Source organism: Oceanobacillus timonensis, from assembly GCF_900166635.1.
GTDB classification, from domain to species: domain Bacteria; phylum Bacillota; class Bacilli; order Bacillales; family Amphibacillaceae; genus Oceanobacillus; species Oceanobacillus timonensis.
On the sequence record NZ_LT800497.1, the window covers coordinates 4,113,653 to 4,131,717 of the forward strand.

The following is an 18,065-nucleotide window of genomic DNA, read 5'->3' on the forward strand; positions in this document are numbered from 1 at the left end:
TTGTACACCTCCAGGCTGTATTACTTTGCATTCCTTTTTATTTGATAACGTCCACCGCTAAACTCGAATAAATCAGCTATCTCTTTACTCGAAAGATTCACTTGGAACGGTGCTTCTCCCTGCTGCTCCAGCGCTTCTGAGACAACACCTGCACCGAGCGGACTGCAAAACACGATATCTCCTCCAGAAAGAAGCAGCTTTTGACATGTTGCCTGAAGTTCTTCATCCACATAAGGTTCTTCTGTTTCCAGTCCCAATAAATCGGACCATTTATCGACGGTTCTCTCCAAATCATTCACCGCAATATTTATATGGGAGAAGCTGGCCTCTGCCGGATGAGAAACAATCATTTCTCGTTCGGTTAATGCTTTTTTCCGTTCCTCATCACTCTCATTCCACTGGATAAAGTAAGGCAGTTCCAATTCATCCTTTTCATCTCCAATAAATAAAAGCTGCCATTCCAAGAGACTCCCGTCAGGCTGTTCCCGACTTAAATAGACCGGTCCATTTACTGTTAATCCCTTATCAGAAAAACGTTGTGCAGCCGCTTCAATATTATCTGTCCGGATGATAAAACGGACAAAACCTTCTTGAAAACCTTTCTTCATAATCGTCTGTATCATACTGTGCTGCGGGTGCTCCATCTCTTCAAGCGCTTGTCTGTCGGACGTGCCCAAGTATTCTATATAACTTAAATCAAAATGACTTAAAACGTTGTATGTAGGACGATTTTTATGTGCGCCTCCTTCTACTGCATGTATTCCTTTACTCTTGAGCGTTCGAATTGCTTCTTCCGGATTCTCGATAAAATGGACGATATGATCAAAAGCAAAATGCATGTACATCACTCTCAACTTTCTATCATTCTATTTTTATTCCTTTTCTTCATCTTCTATTAAAATCATTTTCATGTATATTAGAAAAAATCGTATGCAATCACCTTTTAACCATTCTTTATTGATACAATATTTTTGCAATAAATTTCGTATTTTCTCAACATGAGAAATAACCCCTTTTTCAATATAAGAAGAGGTGCAGATAAATCACTTCTGTTTTTACTTCTCTCTTCTTATCTTTCCAAACCCGCTATTCGACTTGCTGAAATGGACACCGTGCTAATAAGGTCTATTGCCAGCGTATCCAAGGGTCAGTCCCTCTGCCTCTCTGGAAAAAATGATTTATTGCATGCTATAATTAAATTAATCCAATCAAAAAACTAAGGTTTAAATTAGTATTTAGATTATCTTATATAAAATAAGTTGTCAATTATTATTTTTCTTTTTTCTTGTAATCAAGAAAAGAGTATCAAACAGGATGTTGTTTTTCTGCTGAAGCAAAATAACAAATCCCGCCAAACATCCAGAATGGTTCCCAAAATACCAATCTCCAAAAGATTGCATGCGTTTCCAAATCCATATCTAAAATGGCAAATGCACTCAGCGAAATAGTGATAACATTTAATAACCCATATACAAATAAACCTACCCCTGCAATCTTTGTAAGGTAGTAAAGTACTGTAGAGATACGTGTATTTTGCCATGAAACAAGCAACAGTAATAACAATAATGCACCTAATAGTTTTACAAATCCCGTTAGCCATACTATCAAAATAAAGGAAGGTTCCGGATCAAGAGACATTTCGTAAATAGCCCCGCCCAAAGATTGGACGCCAAACATTCCGCCTAACGCCCAATAAAAGCTTATACCGGCAAAAAGAACTGTCCAAACAACACCTGAGGTAAGCCATCCTTTGTTAGTTTGCAAATAAATGCTCCTCCCTGCATTACTAGCCTTTTTCATAACAATTAAAAAAGAATCAAGAACTGCTGGTTTACACATATTCCTGATTCTCTATCTCTCTAGCTTGTTCCTATACTTTTAACATCCCCCGGAATCCTCTGGAACCATAATAAGATTCCGCACCATTATGATATAAGAAAACATGCCCAAAACGAAAATCACAAAAGAGCGCACCGCCAAGACTTCTAATATCCGCAGGTGTCTGCACCCATGTCGATGTTTTCGCATCAAACGGTCCAAACTTCTGCAGCGCTCGATATTGTTCTTCCGTTAATATTTCAATGCCCATGTCTGCTGCCATATCTACTGCACTATTCTCTGGTTTATGTTTTTTTCTAGATTCCAGCGCTGCCCGATCATAGCAGATACTTCTGCGTCCTTCAGGGCTTTCTTTGGAGCAGTCAACAAAGATATATTCTCCATTCTCCTTATCGTATCCCACTATATCCGGTTCACCCTCTGTTTTCTCCATTTCATATAGAGAAATCAATTTTTCAGCGTTATCGTTCAACTTTGCCTGAACTTGTTCCCAGTCTAAGTCTGGATGACGATCCATATTCTTTTCAAAACGTGCTTTTAATGTAATGATTAATTCTTCCTGTTCCTCTTGAGAGAGCTCTTTTTTATCTTGGTTTGGCATGTTTATTCTCCTTTAGCTGTTGTGTAATTAAAACAGTTTCTTATTGATTATTATATCCATTGAAGTGGATAATTTCATTGTTGAAACTAGATTTTTAGTTTTTTAAGAGCAGAAAAAATTGTTCCATGTGAAATAAACATGGAACGATGAGACAATGTCGCTATGATATTTGCTTTTGGATTAAAAAAGAATCCTTACATCGCTTTGCTTTGTACTTCACCCCAGATAGCGATGATACACATTTTTTGCTTCCAGATGATTCATTGTGCCATGAACTAAAGTTCGCCCGTCCTGAAAGAGCACAATCCGGAAAGAATCCACTTCAAACGAAAGCAAATACGGATTTTGAAAAAGCTTGATTTTTTTATTCTTCTGCAGTTCTTTTGCTACTTCATCCAAATCGGTCTGTTTTCGCTGGGGACGTAATTGCACCGTATTCCTCCCGCATAATACAGCTGTTTTCAAATGAGAATTCTGATCCAAATTGGGATAACTTCTTTTTTCTGAGCACGATGGACAATCTGCTTTACGCAAGGAAGCTACTTCTATTTCTGTATGCTCATTATTCCAAAGGTCAAAGGACATAAGCTTTCCTGACAAAGCAGCTTCGTTTCCTGTTAATAGCTTTAACGCTTCTGTTACTTGCTGGGATACGACTTTTTGTATCACAGGCTGAATAATGCCAACACTATCACAGGTAGCACCATTTGCCGGAATATATGCTTGCAAACATTGCAAGCAAGGTGTTTTATCAGGAAGTACAGTGAATGTTACTCCATAACTGGCTACAACAGCTCCATAAATCCATGGTTTGCGGTATTTTTGTGCCATATCATTCAGTAAAAGTCTTGTATCAAAATTATCTGTGGCGTCAATGATGATATCTGTTTCAGGTACGATTTGCCGCAGTATATCTATCTCAGCATCCCCGACAATCGCATCGATTTGGACATGACTATTCACTTCAGAAAGTCTTTGTTTAGCAGCAATCGCTTTGGGCATCTTTTGTTTCATATCCTCTTCACTAAATAACTGTTGCCGCTGCAGATTACTTTCTTCTACATAATCCCGGTCGATTAATGTTATATGGCCAACACCAGCACGAGCCAACGCTTCCGAACTACTTGATCCCAATGCACCTGCACCGACAATCAACACATGACTGTGGCTCAGTTTTTCTTGACCGGTTTCTCCTATCGGTGCAAATAACATTTGGCGATGATAACGACTAGTTTCCAATGCTGATCCCTTCCTCCGGGCTGCTGGCTACAGCATAACCTTTCACAGGAATCCTGCCTGCTTCATATCCAAGTCGTCCTGCCTCTACTGCATATTTCATTGCTTCTGCCATTTTCACAGGGTCCTCTGCTCCGGAAACGGCTGTATTTAGTAACACACCATCCGCTCCCAATTCCATAGCATAAGCTGCATCCGCCGGCGACCCGATACCGGCGTCTACAATCACAGGCACTTTTGACTGTTCAATAATAAAGGATAGATTTAACGGATTGATAATTCCTTGTCCACTGCCAATCGGAGAAGCGCCAGGCATCACAGCATGCGCTCCTGCTTCTTCCAGTTTTTTAGCCAATACGACATCATCTGATGTGTAAGGCAGTACCGTAAAACCTTCTGCTACCAGTTCTTCGGTAGCTTTTAATGTCTCTACAGGGTCTGGAAGTAATGTCTTAGCACAGCCAATGATCTCCACTTTCACCATATCACATCGTCCCGAAGCAGCAGCCAGTTTAGCGGTTCGCACAGCTTCCTGGGTATCTTTTGCCCCCGCTGTATTCGGTAAAAACGTATAGCGGTCTACATCAATTTTTTCTAAAAAATTCGGCAACGAAGGATCGTAAATATTCATCCTTCTAACAGAAAAGGTGAGTACCTCTGTTTCTGATTTATCTACTGCCTGCTTTTGCATATCGAAATCCGGATATTTTCCAGTTCCTAAGAATAACCTGGATGTAAATTGATAGTTTCCAACTTGAAGCATTTGCTTAACCCCCTTCTACAAAATGAACAATCTCAATCTTGTCTCCACTCTCTAACACCGCTTGTTCATGCTCTTCCTTCTGTAATATTTGCTGGTTATGCTCGATAATCAACGGTTTATCTTCCAATTCCAGAAAAGCCATTAAATCTTTGATATGCTTGACCTCTTCCTGCACCTCTAATCCATTGCCATTCACGGTTATTTTCACTTTGACTCACCTGCCTTTTCCAATTTGTTGGCTTGACGGCTCGCGCGAAAGCAATCGTTATACAGCGGGGAAATCGGCTTATTTTCTAGTAAGTCTGCCATATAGATTCCTGTGATTGGTGATAATAATATCCCGTTTCGATAATGTCCCTTTGCTGCATATAACCCAGCTATATCCGGAATTTCTCCCAAATAAGGCATTTCATCCGCAGTTCCAGGTCTGACCCCTGCCCAATGATTTCTAATCCTTGCCTCCGCAAGCTGTGGAACCATTTTTTGTGCGCGTGCCAACAACTTCTGGACGCTTGCAGCATGAACATGCTTATCGGTTTTACCAGGTATAGAGGATGCTCCAACAATGACTTTCTTTCCCTGCTTCGGAACGAGATAACAGCCATCCATCCAAAGCGTGGATTGAAATAATTCCTGTTCCAATTCTAATAGCAGACACTCGCCCTTTACAGGGATTGTGCTGTAATCTGCAGGCAGCAGCTCATCTCCAAACGCCCCTGTAGCAACAATGACTTGACCAGCATAATACGTTGCCTCTGTAGTCCGGACTCCATAAACTTTTCCTGCTTCCATTAACAGTTCGCTTACTTTCTCCTGCTCATGCAAAATTGCGCCATGATGACAGGCAGCCAGGCAGAATGCTTTGGTAAGATGGCGGGCAGAAACTTGTCCATCATTTGGCAGATAAAGGATAGCGCGAAGATTATCCGTCAAACTTGGTTCCATCTTTCTTGCTTCTTCTACTGACAGCAAATAGGCAGCATTATCCGCTTCTCGTTGAAACGCTGCGACGGTTTTCAGCTTGTTATATTGTTGCTGATGAAAGGCAAGCTTCATGATTCCCTTATGCCTATACTGGATATCAATTCCTGCTTCTTCCCGCAGTTCCTCGGATAAATCCTGAAATAACGCCCTGCTCTCCTGCGCAAATTGGAATAAAGGACTATCTTCAGCAAACTCACCTTGCGCCCCTAGCATACCCGCTGCGGCACTGGAAGCTTCACAACCAACTTGATTTCTCTCTATAATCAGTACCCGATAACCTCTTTTCACCAGCTGATAAGCAATGGAACAGCCAATGACTCCGCCGCCTACAATAATTTGATCGAATTGTTTATTCACTGTTAACCTCCTTCCCAAGTATTCAACACGTGGTGGTAAGCTTTGGCCATTTGGATCGGATCATCTGCCTGCCAAATCCCAGACATCACCGCTATTCCAGCTGATCCAGCTGCAATTACTTCTTTCGTTCGCTCGGGCGTCATCCCGCCAATCGCGTATACCGGCACAGATAACGTGCTGGTAATCTCCTGAAGTTCAACTAATCCCCTGGGGTGCTGATTTGGCTTAGACATACTGGAATAAACATGACCGTATAATAGATAATCTGCTCCCTCTTGCTGTGCCTGTTCTGCTTCTCGTAAAGAATGGACAGACTTTCCTACTTTCAAGCCAGGGAAGTTTCCTTTCACAAGGGAAACAGGAGGGCTGTGATATGCCAGCTGAACCCCTGCACACTGCTTCATAACAGCAATATCTATCCTGTCATTGACAATTATTTTTGCTAATGGAAATCCGATGTTTTTTAATGCTCTAATGATTTCCAGCATGTCTTTGGCTGTTTTGTTCTTTTCTCTGATGTGCAAATAATCAATACTCTTGTAAATCCGCTTTATTATTTGCAAATGGTGGTTGGAAAAATTGCCATCACTGATCAGATGCAGCTGTTTGCTCATCCTCTGTTGCCCTCCTTTACTCAATTCCTCCAGGCTGATGGAAGAAACGAAAAAGACCACTTATCCGAGTAGGACAAGTGGCCTTGATTGTATAAAAATTCAACGATTGAATGATATATCATCATGTTCCTGCCACTTCCCTACGCTAGTGTTAACCAGATCAGGTTCAAAGGGTCCGAAATATTCGTCTCAGCCAAAGGCTCCCCTAGTGTTGCTTATTTAATTTTCAGATTACAATTAAAGCATAACATATTATTTTTTATTTTCAAATATATTTTTCCAAAAGTGTTTGGAGGATTTCAAGAGATACAATTGTTGTGTCCTCCATACCTGACACCTTTTTCGAAACACAAAACAAGTTGGTCAAATAATGTAATATCATCCCCTATTGCCATTTTAAACAATAGGGGATTCATACATATATTTCTTTCTGCTATTCCGTCAATCCTTCAATTTCCATCTCTTCAATGGTCGCTGTTTCATTATCATCCATCACCTGTGCTTCTGCATTAATATGATCTCCTTTTTCCAGAAAGATTGCCAATGGAACCTTGCTAGAGTTTACAGTGTAAATGGTGGTATCATCTTCCAGTAAGAATTGAACCATTTGACCTTGTTCTGTTGAGCTTATTTGCACACGGTCAACCGTTCCTTGCACAGATTCGGTAACAGTCTCATCCGTAGCCTCTGCATTTCCAGGATCCTGTGACAAAGCCATCCGATAGGATTCCAGAGCAGCATTCGCCGTATCTCCAAATACAACAAAATCAGAATCATCCGCCTTAATATATGCATACTGCTTGTGCAGACCGTTCGGATCCAGTACATTGACGACCCAAGTCGGGTTCCCATCAATATTATACAGTACAGGCATAGAACCTTCCCATTTCTTCTCCGGAAATTCCTTATTAACGATTTGTTTTGCTCCGTCACTATCCATAATGCCGTTATTCTTCTCCCCACCAAAGTAGGTAAGCTCACCGGTACGTGCGTTAATAAGTGTATAGCCCAGTGCTGAATCAACGTTTTCTTTCGGAGAGGTCATATCAGTAAAATAAAACATATCCCCATTCTCATCAAACATTGGTGTAACACCAGATTCTGTTCCAGACTCATTTGGCAGCTTCACATCTCTTTTTCCAAACATACTGTTTAACCACCCGTGGATATACTTTCCGAAATAATCATTCGTCACCGAAGCCATTTCCGAACTCACAGATCCATCAATAAATGCTGGTGCTTCATCTGTCTGATAGGCATTCATATCTCCAGTGACCGGATCAATGACGACGACACGAAGTGCATCCAGATTTGGTTTATTCGTAATGTGCATCGGTTTATAGATGGTCTGCACATACCATGGTTTCCCATCATCATCCACTTCTATTTGCGCATCTCCACTTTGTATATATTGCGGGAACTGATTATAAATCACACGTTTAACATACTTATGGAAATAGCTGGAGTTTGTATATTCCATCGGCTCTTCTTCAAATGAGGGTTGAGCATTCACATCGGTAGCAGAAATCGTAAAATAGCCTGCTATTTCTTTTCCACGGATAAACTTCCAAAAACTAGAGAATTCAACTGGTGCCACGTAAACAATTTCATCCCCCACCTGTTGCACCTGTAATTTCCCTAAATCATAAAACTGCGCATTGGGTACAACACTCATGGATTTTTGGATCTTATTACGTGCAAATTCCGGGGCAACTGTAATTGGGGTTTCGTCCTTTGATAGCGGTTCTGCTTCAGGCTCTTCATGCACGGTAATCGTATTATTGGCATTATCCAATACCGTAAAACTTGTAATGATAGATACTACAAGGATGATTAATCCCAATCCATACATACCTGCTAAGGGAGTAACTACTTTTTTCTCCATAAAATGTTTCGGCTTCAGAACAAATAGAAGCATTGGTAAAAGAATAATTGCTGTAATTAAATTAATCAATAACATGTTTGGAACAGTAACTGCCGGCATCACAAAATAGTTAACAACGGCCATCACTATATATCCAAAAATAAATAATCCTAATGCAAATTTAAGCACTCTTCCTGTCGATACAGATGAAACAACAGCGATGATGCCTGCTCCAATCATGTATAATATCAAACTAATCAACGTTGCTAATAAAATTCCCATTCTTACTCTTCCTTTCTATGTACTGCAATTGGTATTACGATATATATACAAAAAAGTTTCACTTATGATGTGAATCAACATTTAAGAGCATCAAAAAAACGGCTCCCCTTTCATAAAAAGAGAAGCCGTTTCTATATAGTAGTTGCTTATTGATTTCCTTGTTTAACCCATTCAGCAGTTGTTACTGTACGTTGTGCCTGATGTTTTACAGCTGCTTCTACATCTTCAACCATTTTTCCGTCTTGGTCCACGGTAACACTTGTGCCATATGGATTTCCGCCAGACGAGAATGCACTTGAATCAGAGTAACCAGGAGGTACAATGATTGCTCCCCAGTGCATCATGCTGGTGTATAGTGAAAGAATAGTTGCTTCCTGCCCGCCATGCGGATTTTGTGCAGAGGACATCGCGCTGACAACTTTGTTAACTGTTTTTCCACTGCCCCAAAGTCCACCTTGAATATCTAAGAATTGCTTCATTTGTGAAGGTACGTTACCAAAACGTGTTGGTGTACTAAAAATGAGTGCGTCTGCCCATTCGATATCCTCTGAAGAAGCTACAGGAACATCTTTGGTTGCTTCCACTGTCGCTTTCCATGCCGGGTTTCCTTCAATAACGGATTCTGGTGCTAATTCCTGTACTTTTAATACTCTTACTTCCGCACCTTTCGCTTCCGCTGCTTCTGCTGCCCATTTTGCCATTTGGTAGTTGGTACCACCCATGCTGTAAAAAATAACTGCTACGTTTGTGTTTGCCATATTCTCTATCTCCTTTGATTCATTTGTTTTCCCAAATAATTTATTTAACAATCCCATTTGCTGCACCTCTTTCAAATAAATTCCTTTTCTTTGCCATAACCATCTCCTTTACGGAAGTGCTGCCTTCCAATATCTAACTGTTCTTTTTATGCCTCATTACAGCTTTTTTATACTGGATATTATGCACTTCTTTGAAACAGAAAGCGTTATGCCATGCTTAAACAATAAACACGCTTCTTTCTAAAAGACATTTAATTAAATAATGTTTAATTCATTAATTTTTAATTCAATATAAATAATAAACTGCATTGTTACGTTTGTCAATAAAAATATTCGTATAATCTACGAACAATCAGAGAAAATACAACTAAGACGCCTTCAACAATAATAAAATAATCGAGGTGTATCATATGAATCAGCCATATCAATGCCCCAGATGTAAAACAAACCGTTCGCGCTTCAATGTTATTGAACAGGTAGCAAAGCCGGTTAAATTAGATGCGGGCACAGGAGAAGTGTTAAATGATTACCAGCAGGATCCGTTAGAAGTCTTTCATATCGCCTATAACGGACCTGAACGAAGGATACAATGCGGCGCATGCGGTTTAATCGAGGATGAAAATACGTTTATAAATAAGAAGGCACAATAGCCACACGACGGAGGATGGATAAAGATGACAAAAAATCGAAAAGGACCAAAACAACAGGAGAAACCTGATTTACCTCAAAGCCCAAAACAGCCTTATGGTGAGCCATTAGCAGGTTCTCATAAAGTGAAGAATAAAAATCATTCCAGACAAAAAAATGATGCGTCACATGATATGTGATGCATGAATGTTGTATGCAAAGCAAATGAAATAAAATCTTGTACGTATCGATTTGATGACGTTTGCTTTGCATAAGGCAGAGAAATTTCAGGCTTTTGTTCCTGTCATTGTACGTTTTCATCTTTATTTTCTTCATCATTTTGCTTCTGAACCATCAGCTTTTATGACTTCTTTTAACGTCAAAACATTATTTTGTATTGTTCATTAAAAATTGTAATGTTTCTTCAAGTCCTTTTTGAAAAGGGGTTGCTGGAATGACTCCGATTCGTTTTTCATATTTTTCGCCACTTAAAATAAAACCTTCCTTGGTAAGATACATGATTTCAACAATTTCTCTCATAAATGCATCAAACAAGCCAATGAAGCGGATAACATTTTTATTCAAAGGAATGACTGTCTTCTGATTTCCTGTTACTTTCCGAGCGATACGAATAATCTCTTTACCTGAAATCAATCCAGCGCCTGGTATATTCCAATTTTCACCATAGGCGTCATCTTTTTCTGCAATGTTTGCAATCATCCTAGCAGCATCTGGTAAATAAACATATTCACGAGGCGTTTTTAAATTTCCAATAAAAATGGATGTTTTACCTGCAGCCATTCCATCGAGTGTAGGCTGCAAGTAAGAATTTTGTGAAGTTGGACCATAATAATCCGGCAATCTGACAATTAAAGCTTTTGCCCGCTTCCATTTCCGGCTAAATATTAATTGCTCGAACGCTACTCGAAGTTTTCCTTTTTTCGTATGCGGGTGTTGCGGATGATTTTCATCCCCTTTTGCAACTTGATGACCATATACATAAATACCATCAACAATCACGATTCTTTTTCCTAAAGTGTCTGCTGCTTTCATCACACTCTCTCCCAATGGTATTAATTTTTCCGCCATTTCTTGGTACTTAACATTAGCACATTGAAAGATAACATCTGCATTTTTAGCAGCATCTACAATCGATTGATAATCAAATATATCTCCCAGCTGATAGATAAGATTCCTATGATGATTGTGAGCTGCCATTAATGCTTCCAATTTACGTTGGGAGCGTCCGAAAGCAATCACCTCTACTCCTCTGTTTAATAGTTCCGAAACCATAGCTTGGCCAGTACCGCCAGTTGCGCCTAATACAATCGCTTTTTTCATTTTAAATCTCCTTTCTATCCAATTAGTGATTAATCAATAACTAAATAGTAAAAATAATAATCATGTTACACCTAGTAAGGAATCGCCTTCTACATAATCTTTATAAATACCAACATTTAGTCCCAATATGTGAATAATAGAATGATAAGAGAAGCAATACCCAATCCAACAGTTAAGGGAGAAACAGCATTTTCCTTTTTATTCTTCCTCATCGTTTTTTCAACCTCCTTGCGTTAATGGAATAGGACATAATTAATCCAACCAGCTTATGATACAAACAGTAATCACTCCAATAAAAGCAAAGTCAACTTTGTTTCGTTTCACTTTTTCACCTCCAAACGGATTATTTATTGATTAATCAATCACTAATTACGATAAAAAATAAATAATCAAATTTATTGATTACTTATTTTCCTTTCTCATCAATTAGCTCGGGAAGGTCTAAGAAATAAGATATATTACATAGCATTCCTCGTGCCAAAAACGTACTGGCTTCTCTTTCTGCATCCTCTATTCCAGCAGACTTGAACCTTTCTAAAGTATAGTTTCTGATACGGGATAAACCTTTTTTGGCAGTGTCTTGTATCGGCTTTTCTGTTACAGAAATACCTATTACTTGCAATGCAATCTCATTAGGATACCATTCGGACAGCTCCTCATACGCATCAATCATTTTTTCAACGAGCTGTTCTGGATCTGATTCCACATTTTTAAATGTTTGAAGGATTCTTTCAAATGCTCTGTCCAAAGCAGCGATGAATAATGCTTCCTTTGTTTTATAGAACCGAAAAACATACGGTTGAGAAATGGCTGCTCTTTCTGCAACATGAGCAGTAGTTGCATTATAATACCCCTTTTCCGCAAATACTTCCAATCCAGCTTCCAGAATCTCTTCTTTACGATTTTCTTTTTTTGATCTTGCCATATCCGTGCACCTACCCAAATTTAGTGATTAATCAATTACAAATTATCCTACCTCTTTTTTTAAATCAAAGCAAGTACTTTGCAATAATTTTTAATAAACATGTTAATAAGTAATAGACATGCACCGCTGAAAGTCTTCCATATTTCCTACAATGAATCTTTAGAAAGAGCTTTATGAGCGTCGAATGAAGCTCTTTCTAAAGATAAATTACATGTTCATTATTTCATTTGAACCACGCCTACTCCTATGGTTGAACATTTCCTTTAAAATAGTGAACTTCTGAAATCATCTCATCATCCACTACTTTTATGCTTCCGTGGGTTTTTCTGGTCCGTTAAACTCTAATTGATAAAAAGCCAAATCCCTCCATTGTTTAAATTTAAAACCAGCATTTTTTATCGTCCCTGCATGCTCAAAACCAAATTTCTTATGCAAGGCAATACTTTTCTCATTCGCAGCATCAATACCAGCGATCATTGTCATATATTCCCTTTCACGGGCAATGGCAATAATTTCTTTCATCAATGAGCTGGCGATACCCTTTTTACGATACCTCTTGTCTACATAAACGGAATGTTCAATCGAATATTTATAAGCTGGCCAGTCTCTAAAAGGACCAAACGTTGCAAATCCCGCGACATTACCATCTTGTTCATTCACTAATATTGGATATCCTGCATCCTTTTTCTGCTTAAACCAGGCTTCCCTGTTCGCCAATGTTTGCGGTTGATAAGAATAAACGGCCGTAGTGTGCAAGATAGCATCATTATAAATTTCTAAAATGGCTGGTAAATCTTTTGAAGTTGCTTCCCTTATCATTTCATACTTCCTTTCACAACTGTCTTGATTTGTAACTTAAAGATTGGAACAACTCCACCAATCAACTTCCTATTATTTTGAACATGCATCCATTATTTTATTTTTCATTATAAGCTAAATTCCATATAATACAATTAATACTCACAAATTTAATTCATTATATTTTAAGGAGGAGCAACCATGGAACACCATGCAAAAGATAATTGGAATGCAAATTTGTATGATGGAAATCATTCCTTTGTATCAAAATTCGGAAGTGATCTACTAGAACTTTTATCTCCTTTAGAAGGAGAACAGATTCTTGATGTTGGATGCGGTACAGGAGATTTAGCAAATAAAATCGATCAGCAAGGCGCAAATGTAATCGGTGTTGATAAATCAGAGAATATGGTGCATCAAGCAAACCAGAAATATCCAGAATTAACGTTTATGAAGAAAGATGTTTTAGAGCTCGAATACAACAATGATTTTGACGCCGTTTTCTCTAATGCAACCCTTCATTGGGTAAAGCATCCTAAAGAGGCACTTCAGCATATCTACAGCAGCCTGAAACCCGGCGGAAGATTTATTGCAGAGTTTGGTGGTAAAAGCAATGTTCAAACGATTACAAATGAAATCATCAATCAGATTAAAAAAGCTGGAATCCCCTATACATCAGAACAGTTTCCCTGGTACTTCCCAAGCATAGGAGAGTACGCAGCATTAATGGAGGAGACGGGATTTAACGTAACCTTTGCCCAGCATTTCAATCGGCCGACGCCCTTAGAGGGAGACAATGGCCTGAGAAATTGGATGGAAATGTTCTGCGGAAATATCTTTGAAAATCATCCGGAATCTATCAAAGAACGTGTGATGACACAGGTAGAAAATAACTTAAAGGATGTCCTGTACCAAGATGGACAGTGGATAGCAGATTATAAACGACTTCGTGTCATTGGGATAAAACAAGACGGTATATCTACTAAATGAGTTTTGATTAAATAGACAGGACAGGAATCTGTAATAAGGGGCCATATAGATTCCTGCCTTCCCTTACACTTCTCACCACTCCTCTATTTAACGAAACGAAAAAGATTCTACCGTCTCTTTTCCCGAAAACATATCCTTCACGTTAAACTGATTATTCCTGACTTCCCCATCGCCAATGATGATTACGTTTCGTATTTTTTCTTTATTCGCCCTGTCAAGCGCCTTATCGACCTTTTTATTGCCTAATTCCACCTCTACGTTATATCCTTTCTCCCGGAAATATGTTGATACAGACAGCGATTCTTTTTCTCTCCCTAGAGGAATAATATAATAATCCACCTCTTTTCCAACAGACTGAATTCCTTCCCCAGCGGCCATCGCGGTATAAATCACATCCAGCCCAAAAGAGATTCCAACGGTAGAGAAAGTTTCATCTGTTCCTATCAGTCCGCCGATTGCATTATCATATCTTCCTCCGCTCCCGATGCTGGACTTCAACGAATCATCCGCTAAAAACATTTCATAAACCGTACCTGTATATATTTCTAGCCCTCGTGCCAGAAACGGATTAAATATACATTGGTCGCTAATATCCAAATAATCAAGATATGATTTCAGCTCTTTTAGTTCCTGCAATCCCTGTCTGACTTGTTCATTTTGATTAGATAATGATTCAAAACGGGTAAAGTCAGTATGATAGTCAGCCGTCAAAAATTGTTTAATGGAGCAGACCGCATCATCTGACACTCCTAGTTCAGCAAGCTCGGCTATAACTGCGTCCATCCCTATCTTCTCCAGCTTATCCAAAATCAGCACCACTTTATTGATTTTCACATCCGCTACACCAAACACTTCCAATGCTCCGGTTAATAATTTCCTATTATTATATTGAATATTCACCTGCATTCCAAGCTTGTCAAAGCCATCCAGCGCCATCATCATTAATTCCGCTTCAGCCAATTGTGAATCTACACCGACAATATCCACATCACACTGAGTAAATTCACGCAATCTGCCTGTTTTTATTGGCCCATCCCGAAATACTTTACCAATTTCATACCGCTTAAATGGCATTTTTAATGTCGGGTTCATTGCCGCCACTTTGGCGAAAGGAATGGTAAGGTCGTAGCGTAAAGCCAGGTCTCTTTCTCCCCTGTCTGTTAAGGTGTACATCTCCTCTAGTATTTCTGCTCCACCGCCATACTTTGAAGCAAGCAATTCCGTATAATTTAAGATCGGTGTTTCCAGCGGTTGACATCCATATTGAATAAATACATCTTCTAATGTTCTCCGGATATTTCTGCGCATACTTTCTGACTCCGGCAAATAATCTCGTGTTCCTTTTACATTTTGATAATCCATTTTCTTCATTTTTCCTTACCTCCTATTTTTAAATACAAAAAAATCGCATTATGAGTTAAGTGATTTACTTAATTCAAATGCGATTTAATGTATAATAGCCTTCCTCATTCGATTTTTTAAATTAAATCGATCAGCAAGGCTAGTTGATATGATGATGGAATTGTGAGAAGGAATCATTTGTTTTAACGAAAACCATTTTGCTCACCTCTGATTTCGAATAAGTTTAGCATAACCAATTGATATTTTCAAAAGAAAAACCTATACCTTTAATTAAAGTACAGGTTTTTTCTACATAGCCCTATTCCTTCGCTTCCTTCAAATCCCGATTATTTCGCAGGAACATGTAAAACGATGCGCCAAAGATAGCAAGATAGCCAAAGATACTCCATATATCTGGAATTTGCCCAAAGAAGACAATGCTAAAGATTCCTGAATAGACGACTGTAGAATAGAAAAAGATAGATATCTCTTTTGCAGGTGCAAATTTATAAGCAACGGTAACACCGAACTGCCCGACGGTTGCGAACACGCCTGCTGCAAGCAAATACAACCACTGCGTTCCAGTCATCGGTTCATAAAAAAAGATAACTGGCGGTAATAGAATCACCGTGGAAAAGGCTGAAAAATAAAATACAACCGTATAGAACTGTTCTTTATTGCCAAGTACTCGTAAAACGGTGTAAGCCCCTCCGGCAAAAACAGCGGATAAAATCCCCGCTGCATAAGGAACTATATCCAAATTGAAAACAGGCTTAATAATAAACAATGTTCCAAGAAACGCAATAATAACAGAAACCACCTGAAACCGCATCACGTACTCTCTTAGAAAAATCGCAGCAAAAATAATCGTTATAAATGGACTCATTTTATTCAGCATATCCGCATCGGAAAGAACAAGGTGGTCGATTGCATAGAAATTCAACAAGACCCCTATCATGCCCAAAGCGGAGCGCAAGAGTAAGTATTTTTGGTTTTTCTTTTTCCCAAAAAGCCGCTCTCTATGATATAGCACAAAACCTAACGCAATCAACATTGCTACTCCATTACGAAATAATGTTTTTTGTATGGTAGGTACGTCCCCTGACAACTTTACAAACATTGCCATCAACGCAAAACCTAACGCAGACAATAATAACAATAAGATTCCTTTATTTCTGTCACTCATGATTGTATTATTTCCTCCTCATTCTTTGCTGTTCCATTTTATATTTTACCAAAACGTGTATATCATAATACAAAAATGCTTTGTGTGCCAACATACTGCTTTTATGATGGTTTTCTCACCCAAAGCAATCATACAAAAGAAAAGCATGATAAAAGCCCATTTCTAAATATAAAATGGGCTTCCACCTGGCAGGTAATCTCACTTTTGACTATCTATTTACAATATCATCATACGTACGTTTAACGCTATAAAAGTAGCTATTCCCCGGTACCCTCTCATTCCGTTTTTCTTAACAACGATGCGTCTAAGTTACTCACGGAGCTTTGACCAGCCAGTCCCATCGTAATGTCCAAATCAGCAAGCAGATGTTGCATTACTTCTTTGACGCCCTCCTGACCTGCAACTGCAAGACCATACATAAGCGGTCTTCCAACAAGTACCGCTTTCGCACCAAGCGCCATGGCCTTCATAATGTCGGATCCTCTCCTGATTCCGCTATCCATGAATATTTCCGTTTTATCCCCTACAGCAGCTACAATATCAGGGAGTACTTCCAAAGCCCCAACCGCACCGTCTACCTGGCGTCCGCCATGGTTTGATACGATAATACCATCCACACCTTTTTCTACAGCAAGTTTGGCATCTTCCGGGTGTAAAATCCCCTTTAAAATAATCGGCAGACTAGTATGTTCACGCAAAAAGTCGATACTCTCCCAGGTCAATCCTGTATTCCCAAAAATCTTCGTCCAATGCATAATGGCAGATTGCGGGTCTTCCTGCGGTGGTTTATCCAACTTAGCCAAGAATGCTGGATCCGTAAAATAATTTCCGACACCTTCGCCTGCCAAGAATGGCAAATAAACATTTTTTAAATCATGCTCTCTCCACGCCATCATGGGAGTATCTAAAGTCACTACAATCGCAGAATACCCCGATTTTTCAGCACGCCTTAAAAAGCTTGCTGTGATTTCAGGGTCTCTGCTCCAATACAGTTGAAACCAGCGTGGCGCATCTCCCATCGCCTCTGCTACTTTTTCCATCGGCACAGAGGAAGCTGAACTTGCTATATAAGGAACGCCTATTTCAGCAGATGCCTTTGCAGAGCCAATCTCTCCTTCTTCATGTATGATCGACTGTACGCCAATAGGTGCTTGTAATATAGGAAAAGGGTATTTTTGGCCCAATAAACGAACCGATAAATCACGTTTATCTACATTCCGCAGCATACGCGGAACCATCCTTTGATTGGAAAATGCTTGCAAATTGGCTTGCATGGTTTTCTCACCGCCAGCCCCACCTGCAATATAGTAATAAGGGCCATCCTGCAATTTTTCACGAGCTACATTTTCCCACTCCTCATGTATTACTGGAAGTCGATTAGGGTCTGGATTATGCATTGTTGCATAAATTTGGTATTGAATATCATTCCCGATATTATTCTCCATCGCTTATTTCTCCTCCATTTCTTATATTTATATATACTATTATCATATACCATATTTTATTAATTTTGCATTATCAGAAAATAATTCTTTTCTCCCTCATATTTTATATGTAAA

At 39.2% G+C, this 18,065-nt stretch carries 19 protein-coding genes and 1 riboswitch; of the genes, 3 read left to right on the forward strand and 16 right to left on the reverse strand.

Annotated elements, in window-relative coordinates; translation table 11 throughout:
* Positions 1-20 precede the first annotated feature (20 nt).
* From B7E05_RS20170 to wrbA, 10 genes are all read right to left on the reverse strand, one after another.
* Positions 21-839 carry a VOC family protein gene (locus B7E05_RS20170; RefSeq protein ID WP_080875890.1) on the reverse strand — a complete coding sequence of 273 codons (819 nt, stop codon included), beginning with the start codon at positions 837-839 and terminating at the stop codon, positions 21-23.
* Between the two features lie 466 nt (positions 840-1,305).
* Entirely contained in the window at positions 1,306-1,764 is a 459-nt protein-coding gene (locus tag B7E05_RS20175) for a DUF3995 domain-containing protein (RefSeq protein WP_080875891.1), read from the reverse strand.
* 106 nt (positions 1,765-1,870) lie between these two features.
* Positions 1,871-2,440, reverse strand: a complete 570-nt coding sequence (locus tag B7E05_RS20180) for a DUF4256 domain-containing protein (RefSeq protein WP_080875892.1) — start codon at positions 2,438-2,440, stop codon at positions 1,871-1,873.
* 216 nt (positions 2,441-2,656) lie between these two features.
* A complete protein-coding gene (locus B7E05_RS20185; RefSeq protein WP_080876387.1) occupies positions 2,657-3,652 on the reverse strand; it encodes a ThiF family adenylyltransferase in 996 nt (331 codons plus the stop codon).
* A gap of 16 nt (positions 3,653-3,668) precedes the next feature.
* On the reverse strand, positions 3,669-4,439 hold the full coding sequence (locus B7E05_RS20190) for a thiazole synthase (protein WP_080875893.1): 771 nt from the start codon (positions 4,437-4,439) through the stop codon (positions 3,669-3,671).
* Between the two features lie 4 nt (positions 4,440-4,443).
* Positions 4,444-4,647 carry a sulfur carrier protein ThiS gene (gene thiS, locus B7E05_RS20195; protein ID WP_080875894.1) on the reverse strand — a complete coding sequence of 68 codons (204 nt, stop codon included), beginning with the start codon at positions 4,645-4,647 and terminating at the stop codon, positions 4,444-4,446.
* Positions 4,644-5,780 (reverse strand): glycine oxidase ThiO, encoded by a 1,137-nt coding sequence (gene thiO, locus B7E05_RS20200; protein ID WP_179134600.1) that lies wholly within the window; start codon positions 5,778-5,780, stop codon positions 4,644-4,646. The genes thiS and thiO overlap by 4 nt, the downstream gene beginning before the upstream one ends.
* 2 nt (positions 5,781-5,782) lie before the next feature.
* On the reverse strand, positions 5,783-6,394 hold the full coding sequence (locus B7E05_RS20205) for a thiamine phosphate synthase (protein ID WP_080875896.1): 612 nt from the start codon (positions 6,392-6,394) through the stop codon (positions 5,783-5,785).
* A gap of 120 nt (positions 6,395-6,514) precedes the next feature.
* Positions 6,515-6,611, reverse strand: a riboswitch (TPP riboswitch).
* Between the two features lie 216 nt (positions 6,612-6,827).
* Positions 6,828-8,540: an ABC-2 transporter permease gene (locus B7E05_RS20210; protein WP_080875897.1), complete on the reverse strand. Its 1,713-nt coding sequence runs from the start codon at positions 8,538-8,540 to the stop codon at positions 6,828-6,830.
* A gap of 146 nt (positions 8,541-8,686) precedes the next feature.
* Positions 8,687-9,298 (reverse strand): NAD(P)H:quinone oxidoreductase type IV, encoded by a 612-nt coding sequence (gene wrbA, locus B7E05_RS20215; RefSeq protein ID WP_080876388.1) that lies wholly within the window; start codon positions 9,296-9,298, stop codon positions 8,687-8,689.
* Between the two features lie 410 nt (positions 9,299-9,708).
* Between wrbA and B7E05_RS20220 the strand changes: the two genes are divergently transcribed.
* Both B7E05_RS20220 and B7E05_RS20225 read left to right on the forward strand, forming a co-directional pair.
* Positions 9,709-9,948: a DNA alkylation repair protein gene (locus B7E05_RS20220; protein ID WP_080875898.1), complete on the forward strand. Its 240-nt coding sequence runs from the start codon at positions 9,709-9,711 to the stop codon at positions 9,946-9,948.
* Between the two features lie 24 nt (positions 9,949-9,972).
* Positions 9,973-10,125, forward strand: coding sequence for a small acid-soluble spore protein P (locus B7E05_RS20225; RefSeq protein WP_080875899.1), 153 nt, complete (start codon positions 9,973-9,975; stop codon positions 10,123-10,125).
* Positions 10,126-10,312: 187 nt separating this feature from the next.
* On the opposite strand, the gene B7E05_RS20230 is transcribed toward B7E05_RS20225, so the two are convergent.
* The 3 genes from B7E05_RS20230 to B7E05_RS20240 all read right to left on the reverse strand — a co-directional run bounded on the left by B7E05_RS20230 (position 10,313) and on the right by B7E05_RS20240 (position 13,010).
* Positions 10,313-11,266: an SDR family oxidoreductase gene (locus B7E05_RS20230; RefSeq protein WP_080875900.1), complete on the reverse strand. Its 954-nt coding sequence runs from the start codon at positions 11,264-11,266 to the stop codon at positions 10,313-10,315.
* Between the two features lie 406 nt (positions 11,267-11,672).
* On the reverse strand, positions 11,673-12,191 hold the full coding sequence (locus B7E05_RS20235; protein WP_080875901.1) for a TetR/AcrR family transcriptional regulator: 519 nt from the start codon (positions 12,189-12,191) through the stop codon (positions 11,673-11,675).
* 306 nt (positions 12,192-12,497) lie between these two features.
* Positions 12,498-13,010, reverse strand: a complete 513-nt coding sequence (locus B7E05_RS20240; RefSeq protein ID WP_080875902.1) for a GNAT family N-acetyltransferase — start codon at positions 13,008-13,010, stop codon at positions 12,498-12,500.
* Between the two features lie 180 nt (positions 13,011-13,190).
* On the opposite strand from B7E05_RS20240, the gene B7E05_RS20245 reads away from it, so the two are divergent.
* Positions 13,191-13,979, forward strand: a complete 789-nt coding sequence (locus B7E05_RS20245; protein WP_080875903.1) for a class I SAM-dependent methyltransferase — start codon at positions 13,191-13,193, stop codon at positions 13,977-13,979.
* Positions 13,980-14,066: 87 nt separating this feature from the next.
* Here the strand turns inward: B7E05_RS20245 and B7E05_RS20250 are convergent, their stop codons facing one another.
* The 3 genes from B7E05_RS20250 to B7E05_RS20260 all read right to left on the reverse strand — a co-directional run bounded on the left by B7E05_RS20250 (position 14,067) and on the right by B7E05_RS20260 (position 17,951).
* Complete coding sequence (locus tag B7E05_RS20250; RefSeq protein WP_080875904.1) at positions 14,067-15,350, reverse strand: histidine--tRNA ligase; 1,284 nt, start codon at positions 15,348-15,350, stop codon at positions 14,067-14,069.
* A gap of 289 nt (positions 15,351-15,639) precedes the next feature.
* The gene (locus tag B7E05_RS20255) at positions 15,640-16,506 is read right to left on the reverse strand and encodes a DMT family transporter (RefSeq protein ID WP_080875905.1); all 867 of its coding nucleotides are present in this window, start codon (positions 16,504-16,506) and stop codon (positions 15,640-15,642) included.
* 275 nt (positions 16,507-16,781) lie between these two features.
* Positions 16,782-17,951: a lactate 2-monooxygenase gene (locus B7E05_RS20260; protein WP_080875906.1), complete on the reverse strand. Its 1,170-nt coding sequence runs from the start codon at positions 17,949-17,951 to the stop codon at positions 16,782-16,784.
* Positions 17,952-18,065 lie beyond the last annotated feature (114 nt).